This is a genomic window from Mucilaginibacter sp. (genome assembly GCF_965201005.1).
Classification (GTDB): domain Bacteria; phylum Bacteroidota; class Bacteroidia; order Sphingobacteriales; family Sphingobacteriaceae; genus Mucilaginibacter_A.
Window position 1 is genome coordinate 2,006,987 of record NZ_OZ241747.1, and the last position, 13,424, is coordinate 2,020,410.

16 protein-coding genes are annotated in these 13,424 nt (G+C 41.9%); 6 read left to right on the forward strand and 10 right to left on the reverse strand.

Going from position 1 to position 13,424, the window contains the following annotated elements; translation table 11 throughout:
- Nucleotides 1-3: 3 nt before the first annotated feature.
- Nucleotides 4-180 (reverse strand): hypothetical protein, encoded by a 177-nt coding sequence (locus ACOFKR_RS09250; protein WP_419800513.1) that lies wholly within the window; start codon nt 178-180, stop codon nt 4-6.
- Nucleotides 181-308: 128 nt separating this feature from the next.
- Between ACOFKR_RS09250 and ACOFKR_RS09255 the strand changes: the two genes are divergently transcribed.
- On the forward strand, nt 309-2,459 hold the full coding sequence (locus ACOFKR_RS09255; RefSeq protein ID WP_419800514.1) for a gliding motility-associated C-terminal domain-containing protein: 2,151 nt from the start codon (nt 309-311) through the stop codon (nt 2,457-2,459).
- A 95-nt stretch (nt 2,460-2,554) separates the two neighbouring features.
- On the opposite strand, the gene ACOFKR_RS09260 is transcribed toward ACOFKR_RS09255, so the two are convergent.
- Together ACOFKR_RS09260 and ACOFKR_RS09265 are read right to left on the reverse strand one after the other, a co-directional pair.
- Nucleotides 2,555-3,316: an SGNH/GDSL hydrolase family protein gene (locus ACOFKR_RS09260; RefSeq protein ID WP_419800515.1), complete on the reverse strand. Its 762-nt coding sequence runs from the start codon at nt 3,314-3,316 to the stop codon at nt 2,555-2,557.
- 60 nt (nt 3,317-3,376) lie between these two features.
- On the reverse strand, nt 3,377-4,453 hold the full coding sequence (locus ACOFKR_RS09265; RefSeq protein WP_419800516.1) for an SGNH/GDSL hydrolase family protein: 1,077 nt from the start codon (nt 4,451-4,453) through the stop codon (nt 3,377-3,379).
- A 238-nt stretch (nt 4,454-4,691) separates the two neighbouring features.
- Here ACOFKR_RS09265 and ACOFKR_RS09270 point away from each other — a divergent pair, with 238 nt between their 5' ends.
- Nucleotides 4,692-5,438, forward strand: a complete 747-nt coding sequence (locus ACOFKR_RS09270) for an acyl-CoA desaturase (RefSeq protein WP_419800517.1) — start codon at nt 4,692-4,694, stop codon at nt 5,436-5,438.
- A gap of 89 nt (nt 5,439-5,527) precedes the next feature.
- Here the strand turns inward: ACOFKR_RS09270 and ACOFKR_RS09275 are convergent, their stop codons facing one another.
- From ACOFKR_RS09275 to ACOFKR_RS09295, 5 genes are read right to left on the reverse strand one after another with little or no spacing between them, the layout of a single operon-like run.
- A complete protein-coding gene (locus ACOFKR_RS09275; protein WP_419800518.1) occupies nt 5,528-6,550 on the reverse strand; it encodes a YihY/virulence factor BrkB family protein in 1,023 nt (340 codons plus the stop codon).
- Nucleotides 6,551-6,559: 9 nt separating this feature from the next.
- The gene (locus tag ACOFKR_RS09280; protein WP_419800519.1) at nt 6,560-6,967 is read right to left on the reverse strand and encodes an acyl-CoA thioesterase; all 408 of its coding nucleotides are present in this window, start codon (nt 6,965-6,967) and stop codon (nt 6,560-6,562) included.
- A 1-nt stretch (nt 6,968) separates the two neighbouring features.
- On the reverse strand, nt 6,969-8,024 hold the full coding sequence (gene mltG / locus ACOFKR_RS09285) for an endolytic transglycosylase MltG (protein ID WP_419800520.1): 1,056 nt from the start codon (nt 8,022-8,024) through the stop codon (nt 6,969-6,971).
- A gap of 16 nt (nt 8,025-8,040) precedes the next feature.
- Complete coding sequence (locus ACOFKR_RS09290) at nt 8,041-8,346, reverse strand: rhodanese-like domain-containing protein (protein WP_419800521.1); 306 nt, start codon at nt 8,344-8,346, stop codon at nt 8,041-8,043.
- A 4-nt stretch (nt 8,347-8,350) separates the two neighbouring features.
- The gene (locus tag ACOFKR_RS09295) at nt 8,351-9,118 is read right to left on the reverse strand and encodes a PASTA domain-containing protein (RefSeq protein ID WP_419800522.1); all 768 of its coding nucleotides are present in this window, start codon (nt 9,116-9,118) and stop codon (nt 8,351-8,353) included.
- Nucleotides 9,119-9,335: 217 nt separating this feature from the next.
- On the opposite strand from ACOFKR_RS09295, the gene ACOFKR_RS09300 reads away from it, so the two are divergent.
- On the forward strand, nt 9,336-10,328 hold the full coding sequence (locus tag ACOFKR_RS09300) for a D-alanine--D-alanine ligase (protein WP_419800523.1): 993 nt from the start codon (nt 9,336-9,338) through the stop codon (nt 10,326-10,328).
- A 68-nt stretch (nt 10,329-10,396) separates the two neighbouring features.
- Here ACOFKR_RS09300 and ACOFKR_RS09305 read toward each other — a convergent pair whose 3' ends face one another.
- On the reverse strand, nt 10,397-10,813 hold the full coding sequence (locus ACOFKR_RS09305; protein WP_419800524.1) for an acyl-CoA thioesterase: 417 nt from the start codon (nt 10,811-10,813) through the stop codon (nt 10,397-10,399).
- A gap of 169 nt (nt 10,814-10,982) precedes the next feature.
- On the opposite strand from ACOFKR_RS09305, the gene ACOFKR_RS09310 reads away from it, so the two are divergent.
- Both ACOFKR_RS09310 and ACOFKR_RS09315 read left to right on the forward strand, forming a co-directional pair.
- Complete coding sequence (locus ACOFKR_RS09310) at nt 10,983-11,207, forward strand: CDGSH iron-sulfur domain-containing protein (RefSeq protein ID WP_419800525.1); 225 nt, start codon at nt 10,983-10,985, stop codon at nt 11,205-11,207.
- Between the two features lie 91 nt (nt 11,208-11,298).
- A complete protein-coding gene (locus tag ACOFKR_RS09315) occupies nt 11,299-11,586 on the forward strand; it encodes an isoamylase early set domain-containing protein (RefSeq protein WP_419800526.1) in 288 nt (95 codons plus the stop codon).
- 58 nt (nt 11,587-11,644) lie between these two features.
- Here the strand turns inward: ACOFKR_RS09315 and ACOFKR_RS09320 are convergent, their stop codons facing one another.
- Nucleotides 11,645-12,379 (reverse strand): hypothetical protein, encoded by a 735-nt coding sequence (locus ACOFKR_RS09320; protein WP_419800527.1) that lies wholly within the window; start codon nt 12,377-12,379, stop codon nt 11,645-11,647.
- A 234-nt stretch (nt 12,380-12,613) separates the two neighbouring features.
- On the opposite strand from ACOFKR_RS09320, the gene ACOFKR_RS09325 reads away from it, so the two are divergent.
- A complete protein-coding gene (locus ACOFKR_RS09325; RefSeq protein ID WP_419800528.1) occupies nt 12,614-13,390 on the forward strand; it encodes a zinc-dependent peptidase in 777 nt (258 codons plus the stop codon).
- Nucleotides 13,391-13,424: the final 34 nt, after the last annotated feature.

Sequence of the window (13,424 nt, forward strand, 5' to 3'; positions counted from 1 at the left end):
TTTTTAGTCGATAAAAGAAGCATCATTTAACGGTGCTTCTTTTTTTATTTTTAAAAGCCTGTTTAAACTTCCATCATGAAAAGTTCTGATGCTTCTTTTATGCCTGTAAATTTTGTTTTCATACACTGTACCAATACGAAATTGCAATTGGTCAATGATTTTAGGTGATAAAAGAAGCATAAGTCAATGGTGCTTCTTTTTATCTTAAGTTGAGTGATATTTTATATTTGAGATAATAAGTTTAGATTTATCAATGCTATTAGCCAGGTGATCAATTTAACATCAGCACTTAATACTGTTTTTACCGGATGAAATTTTACGGCATTTTACTGGTCTGTTTTTACCTGATGCTGATCAAAGTAAATGCGCAAACCTGTCCGGAAAATATCGGTTTTGAAGACGGGACCTTAAAAAACTGGCAATGTTATATCGGCAGTATTGACCGTGCCGGGATTATAACCGTTGCGCCTTCAGCACCGGTTGCCGGCAGGCACTCTGTCATCAGATATGCCGCCAATCAACTTGATCCTTATGGCAAATTCCCCATGACTTGCCCCAACGGAAGCCTGTATTCCTTAAAATTAGGAAACGACAATACAGGGATGCAAGCCGAACGGGTAAGTTACACCTTTACAGTGCCCAATAATCAAATCTACAGTATCATTTATAATTATGCGGTGGTTTTTCAAAACCCGGACCATGCAGATTATGAGCAGCCAAAATTTACCGCACGTGTTTTTGATGTTTCCACCAACCAGTATATAAGCTGCGGATCGTTCGAGTTTGTAGCTTCTTCCGGTTTGCCAGGTTTTCAACCATCTGCGTCAGGTGGAAGTGTTTTTTTCAAACCCTGGTCGCCAATCACCATTAATTTATTTGGTTATGCAGGTAAAACCCTGCGCCTTGAATTTACCACCAATGATTGTACCCGCGGTGGCCATTTCGGTTATGCTTATATTGATGTGAACGAAAACTGCGCCTCACCAATTACCGGAAATACGTACTGTGCCGGAAACCCAGTTTTAAAAATGAGTGCGCCGGCCGGTTTTAAAGAATATTACTGGTACAATGCTGATTTTTCTCAGGTGCTTGGCAACAGTAATACTCTAACGGTTTCGCCGGCACCGCCTGATGGTACACATTATGCGCTGCGGATAGTGCCGTTCCCGAATTTGGGTTGCGAGGACACACTTTATACCACCATCAACGCTTTGCCGGATATTTTGCAATTAAAAGTGCAGGACACCATAAAAGGTTGTGCATCCGGCATCAGCCTGAAAACAGACCAGCTGACGGCGGGAAGCAGTCCGAATTTAAAATTTACTTATTTCACGGATCCTGATGCCCAAAATTTTGTTCCAAACCCAACCAGTATAACCACCAGCGGAATGTATTACATCAAGGCAGAAAATGCGGGCGGCTGTACCGATATCAAACCGGTTTATGTTGATCTGAAGCAATCGCCTTCTATTATTATCACCAACCCGGATCCGGTTTGTTATCCAGATAAAGTTGATTTAACACAACCCAAAATTACTGCCGGAACCACCTATGCCCTTAATTATAGTTATTGGAAAGATGAGAAGGCCACCATTCCGTTGTCCTCTCCAAATGCGGTTGATTCATCCGGCGATTATTATATTAAAGCAGTCAATTCGTTAGGATGTTTTGATATTGCCAAAGTGGTTGCTGTGATCGGGCAAATGCCGAAATTACTTGTTCAAAATATTTCAGGCTGTTCGGTTGTTAATTTGACAGTGCCAAACATTACCACCGGAAGCGATCCAAATCTTTTCTTTTCCTATTACAGCAATGCTGCCGCAACTCAAACTTTAACAGCACCGCAGGCCATAACCCAAACTGGTACGTATTATATTAAAGCTGCCAACGTTTCGGGCTGCTATGCTGTGGCACCTGTAAACGTACAAGTGTTTTTACCGCCTGTTTTTAGGGCGAATAACCCTGCGCCGGTTGTGTTTCCGGCAACGGTGAATCTAAGAAACACTTATGCCAGCACGGATAGCTTGACATATTCTTATTGGAAAGATGCTGCCGCAACAATTGCATTAGATAATTATATGGCCATCCAAACCACCGGAACGTATTATATCAAAGCCCAAACCAAAGCCGGTTGTAGTGTAATTGTGCCGGTTTTGATAGCGGTTAACCCGCCGCCGGTAATTAAAATTCTGGCACCGAACACCTTCACCCCAAATGCCGATGGCACCAATGATTTGTTTACCATCAGTTATGAAGGTGCACTGCAAATCAACTATTTCCAGATTTTTAACCGTTACGGCCAGCAGGTTTTTGAAACCAAGCAACTAAGCAACTTTTGGGACGGCACTTTTAATGGCAGCAAAATCCCGCTTGGTACGTATTATTGGGTTTTAGACGGAACGGATACTTTTCGAAAAGAGCGCGTGGTTAGGTCGGGGAGCGTTACGGTAATCAGGTAAAAGTAATGCAACAATTCTGTTTTTACTAGTTTATTATTGATGAATTAACTGGTAAACATTCCGTTCATCAATAATAACACCTAACTTTTACTTTCTCAACCTTTCAACACTTCCATCCAGCTGTGCGCCATCAACTGTGCACCGGCCAAAGTTGGGTGCACACCATCAACAGTCCAATAACTGCCGGGAGCCATTTTAACGGCTTTGTCAAACACCGATTGTAAGGGGATAAAAACAGCATCAAAGTTTTGGGCTATTTCGCGCGCGGCCTTTTGATATTCGGGAAATTCGGGATACCAGGTTTTGTCCACCGCTTTCACATCCGGCACGGCAAAAGGTTCGGCAATAATCAGTTTTACATTAGGCAGAGCTTTTTTTGTGCGTTCCAGCAGGGCTTTATAGTCATTTTTGTAAATGGAAATTGTTCCGTTATACTTGCCGTCGTGCTTGTGCCAATAATCGTTCACCCCAATTAAAATACTTAAAACAGCGGGTTTCAGGTTCAGGCAATCCGCGTCCCAGCGTTCGGCCAGCTGGTAAACTTTGTTGCCGCTGATACCTTTGTTGTAAATTTTCAGGTTTTTTTCGGGGTGTTTAAACAATATCTCCGAACCGGCAATCATCGAATAGCCGAAACCTAAAGCATTGGTATTGTTTGGGTTCATATCGTCTTTTTTCCGACCGGCGTCCGTAATCGAATCGCCCTGGAACAAAAAAGTATTGTCCTGGCCTAAAACTATTTTGCTCACCTTTGCTTCTGCAAAAGCTGAAGTAACAATTTCTGTCACAGTTAAAGCAGAAACACTTGCAACTGTACTTGTTTTAATAAAATTCCGGCGTGAAAAAATAGGGTTCATGATTTATAAATTGAGTTTATGTTGAAGCGATTGCCGATAACTATTGACTATCTGCTGTTTTTACCACTTGATTTTTTGGTCAATATAAGCAATTAAATCATTGGCCATTACCTGCTGTTCAGCAACTTTGGGATGGCCGGGCGTGTTTTTATAAGGGAAAAAATGCGTGTAAATCTTTTCATCGTTCATCTCAGCCACTGCTTTTTCCACATATCCCGGCCAGGGCGAACCTTTTTGCGTGGCGTCCATACTGCCTAACGTGCAGATGATCTGTGCTTTAGGATATTTACTGCGAATATTTTGCACGAAGTTTTTATAAGCCAGAACGATTGTTTCCGCGGAAGGTGCGGTGTTGCCGAAACGATGTTTAAATTCCGGGTGGTCCGGTTTTTGGGTGATCCAGTCATCGTTTTGAAACAGGTTGATCGCCACCAAATCCGGTGTGTATTTGGAAAAATCCCATTTACTGGTCGGATCGGTGGCGTCCAAACGATCATACATTTCGGGCATAATCAGCGGAAACCAGCTCACCAAAACACCAATCCCGCTTTTGGCGATACAGGAATATTGCGCATTAAAATGGCGTGCCGTCAGGGCGGCGTAGCTCAAATAGTTGTTTTCAAAATAACCGGTTGGCGAATCACCAAACTTGTCTTCTGTTGCATATCCGCAGGTGATCGAGTTGCCGTAAAACTCAATTTTGCGTTTTTGCGGCTTGGAAGCGGGCAGGGGCGATGCTGTTTTTATCGGCATAAAACCGTAAAACCAGGTTTTGCCTTTGTCCCACTCGGTGCGTTTAAACAGTTCTAAAGTGTGTTTGCCCGCAGGTAAATTTTCTGCCAGTACATAGTTTTTTCGGGAAGTGTCCGGGTGGATTTTAGCAATTACTTTTCCGTCCAAAATTACGTTGTAGTAATTAGATGTGTCCTGATCTTTCAAAACCGCCCCAATCCCGGTTCCTTTGAAATTGATTTTTATTGATGCGCCCGGCCAGGAAAGTTCGGCGGCATTAGGTTTAAAAACAGTCCGGCCAGCGTAAGTAATGCGCTGATCATCAAACCTGACCAGCTTGTTTTGCGCTTGGGCACACCAAAAAAAGGTGGATAAAAACAGTATCGTTATAAATAATTTTAACATGATGAAGTTTTTAGTTTTGAACAGACAGATCACAATTTTACAGAAATGTTTTCAACTACAAACGGAATCTTTTAACCGCGAAACTTTGTTGTTCTGATCTCCGTAAGTGAGCATGACAATACGTTAAAATAGTACGTAAAATTATTTTGGTTTCAGCCGCATTCCTAAAACCTCTGCCGCACGCTTCCGATTTTTATTTACAAGCCTCATACTTTTTTTATATATAGCCTTTCAACTTATGGGAATCCTGATTTTTTTTGTCCTGCACTGGTATTTTTCGCTGTTTTTTCAGTCTTTTTTTCATCATCGTTATGCCGCACACGGTATGTTTACCATGAGCAAAACCTGGGAAAAAGTGTTTTACGTTTGCTGTTTTGTAACACAGGGGTCGTCATACATCAGCGCAACCGCTTACGGCATGATGCACCGCCTGCACCACGCCCACACAGATACGGAGCACGATCCGCATTCGCCACATTATTCTGACAATATTGCATTGTTGCTGCTTAAAACGCGAAACAGTTACAACGATATTTTTAAAGGAGAACACGATGTAAAGCAGAAATTTAAAAAAGACCTGCCCGTTTGGGACGCCTTTGATAAAGTTGCCCATAACTGGATTGCAAGAGTTGTTTGGGGTGCCATTTACCTGGCTATTTATTGCTGGCTGGCTACGGCTTGGTGGCAGTTTTTGTTCCTTCCGCTAACCTTTGCAATGGGCGCGTTGCAAGGTTTGGCCGTTAACTGGTGGGCGCATCGTTTTGGTTACGAAAGTTATAAAGGCGCGGACACTTCTAAAAACATTCTTCCGGTTGATTTTTTGTTTTGGGGCGAAGCTTATCACAACAATCATCACAAATTTCCGGGCCGGGCCAATAATGCCATTAAATGGTTTGAGTTTGATGCAGGTTATCAGGTAATGCGTTTATTCGATTTTATGCACATCATCAAACTAAAACCTAATGTATCTTTTGCCAAAATTTAGGTGCTAAAAGAAGCATCGAAAAGCCTAATGGTGTATCTGTGATAATGGTATAACCTTTCATTAGTCCTAACTTTAAAAAGAATCAAAAACTACTTCTTCCGTATATAATTGATACCGTTTTGCGGCAATGCTTCTTTTACCGCCTCTTTTTTGGGTTTGAGGAAATTAAAGCCCGGCTGTACAATTTTAATGCTTTGTTTAGAGAGGTCAATGCTGGCGTTCAGTTCAAACCCCAACAAGATAATCAGCGAGTTGAGATAAAGCCAGATCATTGTTACAATCAAAGTCCCGATGGAGCCATAAATTTTATTATAAGACGAGAAATGGTTGATGTAATAACTAAAACCCAGCGAAGTAAGCACCGCCAAAGCTGTTGCTAAAATAGAACCCGTGCTTGTAAATTTCCATTTTTGCTGATGCGCCGGTGCATATCGATAAAGGATGGAAACGGTGACAAAAAATAGCAAAATTACCATGATCCAGCGGGTAACCGTAATCAGCAGGACCCACAAAAAATCGCTGCTGCTGCCGTGCAGCTGATTGCGCGTAAAATTGATGACAGACTGCCCGAAAATCATACAAGAAATGCCTGCGATAAAGGCCGAAACGATCAGCAAAGTAAGCACAAATGCAATCCAGCGGCGATGGAACCAGGTGCGTGTTTCTTTGGTCAGGGCTGATTTATTAAAAGCCGCCATCAAATTACTTACGCCGTTTGTGGCAAAAAACATCGCTGAAATAAAGCCGAACGACAGCAGTTTGCCGTTTTGGTTTTTGATGATGTCCACAATCGTTCCCTGAAATGCGATGAAGGCATTGGTTGGCATAACCGTTTCTAAAACAGACAGTAATTTATCCTGAAAATGTTTGATCGGGATGTACGGAATCAGCGTAAACAAAAATATTATGCCCGGGAAAATGGCCAGCATCAGGTTGTAGGCCAGGGCAGAGGCTTTGTTTAGTAGTGATTCTTTTTTGATTTCCCCGAAGAAAAAAGCACCAATGGTATAAAGCGGCAATGAATGGAAACCGGGCAGTACGAGCACCTTGGTCCAGTTTAAAAAGTATTCGTAAAATTTAAAGCGAAGCAGAAAACGGTGCAGCCAGATCATGCCGCAAATCTATATGAAAAATGGTTTTAAACGTTCCAGGAAATCCGCGGAAGGCAGGCAGGGACGGTTGGTTTTCCGTCTGACGAACACGAGCAATGTTTCGCCAATGTGGATCAGTTCCTGCCGCTCATTAAAAAGTTCGTACAAAAAATGTATGCGGATACCGGGCATTTTTGCCATGCTTACTTTAATGCTGATTTCTTCATCATACAACGCCGGTTTAAGATATTTGCATTTCATTTCCAGCACGGGCATAATAATGCCATCAGCTTCCATTCCGCTGTAGGTCATGCCCAGGCTGCGCAGCATTTCTACCCGGCCGACTTCGTAAAATCCGGCGTAATTACCATAATACATGTAGCCCATCTGGTCGGTTTCGCCATAACGCACACGGGTTTTTGTGGTGTGTGTAAACATGTCAGCGTTTTATGTTACGATCATTTAAAGCCTGCTGGAACTTGCGTGCGTTAACCAGATGATCGGCCATATTGGTGGCAAAATTATGGTATCCCGAAAAATCATCTTTGGCGCACATGTAAATATAATTATGTTTTTTATAGTTCAAAACCGCCTTTATGGCGTTTACAGAAGGCATCATGATTGGTCCCGGCGGCAAACCTGCATTCAGATAAGTGTTGTAAGGCGAATTAAAAACCAGGTATTTGTTCAATACTCTTTTTATTGTGAAATCTTTCAGGGCGAAAATCACAGTTGGATCAGACTCCAGTTTCATACCGCGATTGAGGCGGTTGAGATACAAACCGGCGATGGTAGGCATTTCGTTATCGTACAAAGCTTCAGCATCTACGATGGAAGCTAAAATGCTCACTTGTACCGGCGTTAAACCGACTGCTTTGGCCTGCTCTTTTCGCTCCGGCGTCCAAAATTTCTGGTATTCATCGTTCATTCGATTAAAAAATTTCTCCGCAGAACCGTTCCAGTACATTTTGTAAGAGTTGGGCAAAAACATCACATAAACATCGTCCGGCGTAAAGCCAAATGGTTTGAGGTAAGCTGCAGAATCCAGCAGATGAATGATAGAAGTAGAATCCGCTTCTAATTTTTTGCCCACCATACCGGCAAAAGTTTCTTTCAGCCGCACATTCTGGAAGGCTAATTTTACCGGTTCCTGTTCGCCCAAAGCCAGCATCCTGATCAGTTTTTTGTTGCCCATGCCTTTGTGCAAACGGTATTTGCCGGGTTTCACTCGGTTTTCATACTTTTCGCTGTAAGCAACCTGCATAAAAGAAGTAGTGTCTTTTACAATGCCTTGCTGCTCAATGGTTTTCATCACATCCGCAAAGCCAGAACCAGTTTTAATATACAGATACTCCTGATTATCAGTAACATTTGGCCCGTAATATTTAAAATAATAATTAAAACCGGTAAAAGCCAGCAGCAATAAAAACAGGATGCCCAGCGCAATCAAAAACTTTTTGAGCAGACCGGATTTTTGGGTGTTTTGTTCAGACATTTTTTAGCAAATATTTTTAACGGATTTTGTGCAGGGCCAGCAAACCGCCTTCCAGGTTTCGAACTTTGGTAAAACCGTTTTGCCGGAGCATTCGCGTGCCGGTTTCGCTGCGTAAACCCATTTTGCAAATAACAATAATTTCTTCGTTTTTAGTATAATCCAGGCCGATGATGGCCGGTTGTAGTTTTCCTAACGGGATGTTTTTTCCGCCGATATTGTAAGTGGCAAATTCAATCGGTTCGCGCACATCCAGCAGGTTCACTTTCTCCTGATTTTTTAGGCGTAAAAGAAGCTCTTTCGCTTGAATGTCTTCCGAATCCATCACTTCAATTTCCCTGCGAAACGGTTAAATTAATCCGGGTTCCGATACTGGTTTTAGTGGTCGAATCCGTTTTCATCGGCGATTGGGACTTTACAACAACTTTGGTCGAATCCGTGATCGAACCTTCATATGTAATTGTTCCGACGGTCAATCCGGCACCGCTGATGGCAAATTTAGCGGCATCCAGTTCCTGATTAGTCAAATCCGGAATATCCACTTCGCTGGCACCTTTTCCATCGCCCAAAACCAAATCAATGCGCGAACCTTTTGGCAGTTTGGCACCAGCCTGGATTTTTTGTCCGGCAAAACGCACTTCCAGCACATGGTTTAAAGCAATATCCGAACGATAAGTGGTATCGCCCAGTTTCAAACCTGCGTTAGAAATAGTGGCGGTTGCTTCCCGAAAAGTGGTATTTTCCAAATCGGGCAAACCAATGTTTGGGGCCAGCTTGGTGATAACGGTAAGATAGATTGTCCGGTTTTCTTTAACGTTGGTACCTGGGTCCGGGTCTTGCTGCACAACCGTTCCGGGTTCTCTGTCCGGCAGATAAACAGAATCAATTTTGTACGCAAAACCCTGGTTGTCAAGCAGGGCAGAAGCGCGTCCGATTTGCATATCGATCAGTTTCGGCACGGGGATGCCGCTGCCGTGGCGCGTATAATAATTCAGGCTGAAAATGATGATCAGCACCACTACCAAAACCGTAACGGCCGCCAGAAACACATTGGTAATAAAAGATTTACTTTTAAGGTATGCGAAAAAAGAACTCATTTACAGATCGTTGCAAGCATCAGCTTTGGTTTTTTAAATGATTTCAAACATAATCAAAAGCTGTTTAAGTTTTTGTGCTTGTGCATAATTTAGAAGTTTTAGGTTGATTTCGGGTAATGCTTCTTTTATCGGTATTTTTTTGACGTCGGGATTTTAAACCTTTTTATACGGATCCATACTTCTTTTACACACCTTTTTTCAGTTATCTTTGGCTGATATGACTGCCAAGAACATTGCCTTGCTTGCCGGAGGTTATTCCGGGGAATATGAAGTTTCGATCAATAGTGCGCGCAACATTGCATCAACTTTAAACACCGAAAAATATAAGGTTTATACGATTTTGATTAATCGCGAAAGCTGGTTTTATAACTCTGCCGACGGCAAAAAAACCGAGGTTGACAAAAACGATTTCAGCCTGACCATCAACAATGAAAAAATCAAATTTGATGCTGCTTTTATCACCATCCACGGCACGCCTGGCGAAGACGGAAAAATGCAGGGTTACCTGGATATGCTGGGCATCCCGTACAACAACTGCAACGCGGCCACTTCGGCCATCACCATGAACAAAGCTTATACCAAAGCTCTGGTGCAAGATATTGAAAATCTGTATGTTGCAGGTTCGGTACAAGTTTTTAAAAATCAGCGGCAATCAATTGAAAACGAAATTTACAGATTAAAATTTCCGCTTTTTATTAAACCGAACAATGGCGGCAGCAGTGTTGGCATGAGTAAAGTATTGGTAAAAAAAGCATTGCCCGAAGCGTTGGAAAGGGCTTTTGCCGAAGATGAGCAGGTTTTGGTGGAAGAATTTATCAAAGGCCGAGAATTCAGCATCGGCATTGTGCAGTTTGAAGGAGAAATTACGGTTTTGCCGGCCACAGAAATCATCAGCTCCAAAGAATTTTTTGATTACGAAGCCAAATATACGCCCGGCATTTCGCAGGAAATTACGCCGGCCAACCTCAGCCCAAACCAAAACGAACGTATAAAAAGGGTGGTAAAAGAAGCATATCGACTGCTCAATTGTAAAGGGATGACACGGATTGATTTTATTTTGGAGGAAACCACGGATAAATTTTATTTTATCGAGATCAACACCACGCCGGGGCAATCTGCCAACAGCCTGATCCCGCAGCAGGTTCGTGCCGCCGGCATGGATTTAGGCGAGTTTTATGGGAAGTTGATTGAAGAAGGAATAGGCAGATAGCTCTCAGCTGTTGGCAATCAGCATCTTTATAGCAATATAATCGTTTTAGATCAGGCCGAAAGCTTTCTTCAAATCGTATATTTCTCAATCATCTCCCCGCTAACTTTTATGCTGCGGCCGGTGGTAATTTCAATCAAAACATAATCAAACCAGCCATCGCAGCATGTTTTTTTGGTTTTTTTGTTGATGATCTCAAACTGCACGCGGCAACCTTTATCGGCAAAACTTTCAATGCCGGTGCGCACTGTAAATTCATCGCCCATGGTTAGCGCGCGTTTGTAGTCCACATAAGCTGTACGTACTACCCAGCCAAAACCCTGGCTCATAAAGGTTTCCATAGGCATTTCGTAAAAGCGTTCCATCTGGTCGTAGCGCGCGGCCAGCACATAATCAAAGTATTTGCTATTGTGCACGTGCCGAAACATATCAATATCGTCCGGCCTAACTTTAAAGTCGCTTTCAAAAATACTGTACGGAATATCCATCAGGATGATTTTTTCAGGAGGAAGCAAAGATAAACCGGAAATGTTTAACCAAAAATCACGGATGCTTCTTTTACAGGCAAAATTTTGGTAGTTAGAACAGTTTTAAATAGAAGACAATTTCTTGGAGGCGTTCAGCAATACTTACTTTCGCAAAAAAAATATAAAAAACATGGCAGCAACAAAATTAACCATCAACAACAATGGTTCTGTAAAAATAGAAGGCGATTTTGAAATGGTAGATATGCAGGGCAACCCGTATGGTTTGCAGGGCCGCACGGTAGTTTCTGTGTGCCGCTGCGGGTTATCGGCCAATAAACCGTTTTGTGATGGTTCGCATAAAGGTCATTTTGAGCATAATGCTGTTGCTTTTGATTTGCCTCCGCGTAAAGTCTAAATTGATGATCAGCAATTTTTTTGATTGATTGTTACAAAAATTACTATATTTTGTTTGATTATCTACTATATTTGTAATAAAATTAATCATAATGATACAAACAACTTATTTTAAAACTAAAAAAGTTTGTAAGGTAAAATTTAGCTTTAACGGTGCCTTGGCCGAAAAAGTAGAGCTGTTTGGTTTGAACAACGATTGGCAGACGCCTGTTGTAATGACCAGGAAAAAAGATGGTTCTTTTGCTGCAGAAGTTTCTTTGCCAAATAACTCAAAACAAGAGTTCAGATATTTGATAAATGGTACCGATTGGGTAAACGAGCCGGATACCGAGCAAAGCTGGAATGAATATGGCACAACCAACAGTGTGATCAATTTGTGATCAGCTGTTGGATTGGATTAAAGTTTGGCATACTGTTTTTATACCGATAAAAACAGTGTCAGTTAACCGCCTGAAAACGTTTTAATACCACAGTTTTCCAGTCGATCATTTTGTAATAATCGGCAACAGACTGATCTTTCATAAATTCTTTCATACCTTCATCTGCATCGGCCACGGTTTTCCAAAAAATCATCATCAGCCGTTGTCCGTTACTATTAGTGCCAATCCGGCGGGCAAGGTAGCCGTTTTGCCTGCTGATGTAATCCTGTTCAACCTCAAGGTCGCGTTTTTCAAAAGTATCGCGCTGCACTTGTGGTTTTTCTTTAAATGTGGCCAGCTCAATCACATAAGGTTTTTTGTCTTTTAAGGAGTTGCTGTGATCATCCTTTACAAAAAAACGTTGGCGTTCAATGGTTGCCGTATCAATAATCTGCTGAACTTTTTTCCATAAAGGGTTGGTATTAAATGTTTTCTGATCGGCATCTGCATGGGCTGTATTGTCCCAGGATAAAACCATCAGCCAGTTGCCGTGCTGGTCTGTCCCGCTTTCGTTGCTGATAAACCCCGGCTGTTTTTGTGTGTAGCGCTCTTGCACCATAGAATCCAGGCGCAGATAATCAGCCTGTTTTACACCTTTTTTTACTTTATAGGTAATTACCTCAATTACATAGTTGGCATAATTGATTGGCTGTCGTTTTGCGTTCTTTTTAGAAATCCGGTTTACCGGACTTTGGTTGCAAGCTGCGGCAAATAAAACAATGACGGGCAAAAAAAATAAGTACGCTTTTTTCATCTCAAAATGGATTGATGGTTTAAAGCTAACACTTTTATTAATCGATCGATTAATAAAACCTGTTCCGTAAGGTTAATTTAAAATGAGATGACAGTAAACCGGTTTTGCATCAACTTAAAACAACAGTTTATGTAAAATTTAAACTTATATTGATCGAACAAAACCAATTTAAAATGCCTTTAACAGTTGGCTGCATTTTAACCGTATGCTTCTTTTATCTACCAAAAAATCAATATGTTTTACCTGATTGCTGTAATACCTGTTCTGATCATCATCGGATATCTGCTGTTTTTCAAGCGAAAAAAAACTTTACCGGCAAATCCGGAACAAGAATCCGTTTACAAAAAACTGCTGACGGAACAGGTAACTTACTACCAAAACCTTGACCCGGCGCAACAGCAAAATTTTTTGTTGCGTGCCGAGGATTTTTTGCAGGAAACAAACATTGAAGGTGTTGGGCTGGAAGTGGAAGATTTAGACCGCGTATTGGTTGCCGCAAGTGCCATCATCCCGATTTTTGGTTTTAAAGATTGGCGTTATCCAAATCTTACCAGCGTGATTTTATATCCGGACACATTTAACAATGATTTTCAGTTTGAAGGCGGAAAGCGCGAAATTGCCGGTATGGTGGGCAGCGGTTTTATGAACGGACAAATGCTTTTGTCGCGGGCCGCTTTACGTGCCGGTTTTTCTGCTTCTGCAGGAGAAAATAATACGGCAATCCACGAATTTGTGCATCTGCTGGACAAAGCAGACGGCGCAACAGACGGTTTGCCGGAACAATTGATTCCACATGAATATGCCGCGCCCTGGATCAAACTGATCCATCAGGAAATTAAAAAAATTGAAACCGTGAAATCAGAAATTGATCCGTATGCAATCACCAATGAAGCCGAGTTTTTTGCCGTCGTAGCCGAATATTTTTTTGAAAAACCGGATAAGCTCCGCCAAAAACACCCGGAATTATACGAAATGCTTTGCAGGATATTTTTACAGCAGCCGGCCGGATAATAGGTTTTAAACTGAAACTACTGCATGATTAATC

What these genes read in the sequence shown, in the direction of transcription:
- ACOFKR_RS09300 (WP_419800523.1), top strand. Translation starts at nt 9,336, where the DNA reads ATGACTGCCAAGAACATTGCCTTGCTTGCCGGAGGTTATTCCGGGGAA.
- ACOFKR_RS09275 (WP_419800518.1), bottom strand. Translation starts at nt 6,550, where the DNA reads ATGATCTGGCTGCACCGTTTTCTGCTTCGCTTTAAATTTTACGAATAC.
- mltG (WP_419800520.1), bottom strand. Translation starts at nt 8,024, where the DNA reads ATGTCTGAACAAAACACCCAAAAATCCGGTCTGCTCAAAAAGTTTTTG.
- ACOFKR_RS09315 (WP_419800526.1), top strand. Translation starts at nt 11,299, where the DNA reads ATGATACAAACAACTTATTTTAAAACTAAAAAAGTTTGTAAGGTAAAA.
- ACOFKR_RS09310 (WP_419800525.1), top strand. Translation starts at nt 10,983, where the DNA reads ATGGCAGCAACAAAATTAACCATCAACAACAATGGTTCTGTAAAAATA.
- ACOFKR_RS09270 (WP_419800517.1), top strand. Translation starts at nt 4,692, where the DNA reads ATGGGAATCCTGATTTTTTTTGTCCTGCACTGGTATTTTTCGCTGTTT.
- ACOFKR_RS09290 (WP_419800521.1), bottom strand. Translation starts at nt 8,346, where the DNA reads ATGGATTCGGAAGACATTCAAGCGAAAGAGCTTCTTTTACGCCTAAAA.
- ACOFKR_RS09280 (WP_419800519.1), bottom strand. Translation starts at nt 6,967, where the DNA reads ATGTTTACACACACCACAAAAACCCGTGTGCGTTATGGCGAAACCGAC.
- ACOFKR_RS09255 (WP_419800514.1), top strand. Translation starts at nt 309, where the DNA reads ATGAAATTTTACGGCATTTTACTGGTCTGTTTTTACCTGATGCTGATC.
- ACOFKR_RS09295 (WP_419800522.1), bottom strand. Translation starts at nt 9,118, where the DNA reads ATGAGTTCTTTTTTCGCATACCTTAAAAGTAAATCTTTTATTACCAAT.
- ACOFKR_RS09260 (WP_419800515.1), bottom strand. Translation starts at nt 3,316, where the DNA reads ATGAACCCTATTTTTTCACGCCGGAATTTTATTAAAACAAGTACAGTT.
- ACOFKR_RS09325 (WP_419800528.1), top strand. Translation starts at nt 12,614, where the DNA reads ATGTTTTACCTGATTGCTGTAATACCTGTTCTGATCATCATCGGATAT.
- ACOFKR_RS09250 (WP_419800513.1), bottom strand. Translation starts at nt 180, where the DNA reads ATGCTTCTTTTATCACCTAAAATCATTGACCAATTGCAATTTCGTATT.
- ACOFKR_RS09320 (WP_419800527.1), bottom strand. Translation starts at nt 12,379, where the DNA reads ATGAAAAAAGCGTACTTATTTTTTTTGCCCGTCATTGTTTTATTTGCC.
- ACOFKR_RS09265 (WP_419800516.1), bottom strand. Translation starts at nt 4,453, where the DNA reads ATGTTAAAATTATTTATAACGATACTGTTTTTATCCACCTTTTTTTGG.
- ACOFKR_RS09305 (WP_419800524.1), bottom strand. Translation starts at nt 10,813, where the DNA reads ATGGATATTCCGTACAGTATTTTTGAAAGCGACTTTAAAGTTAGGCCG.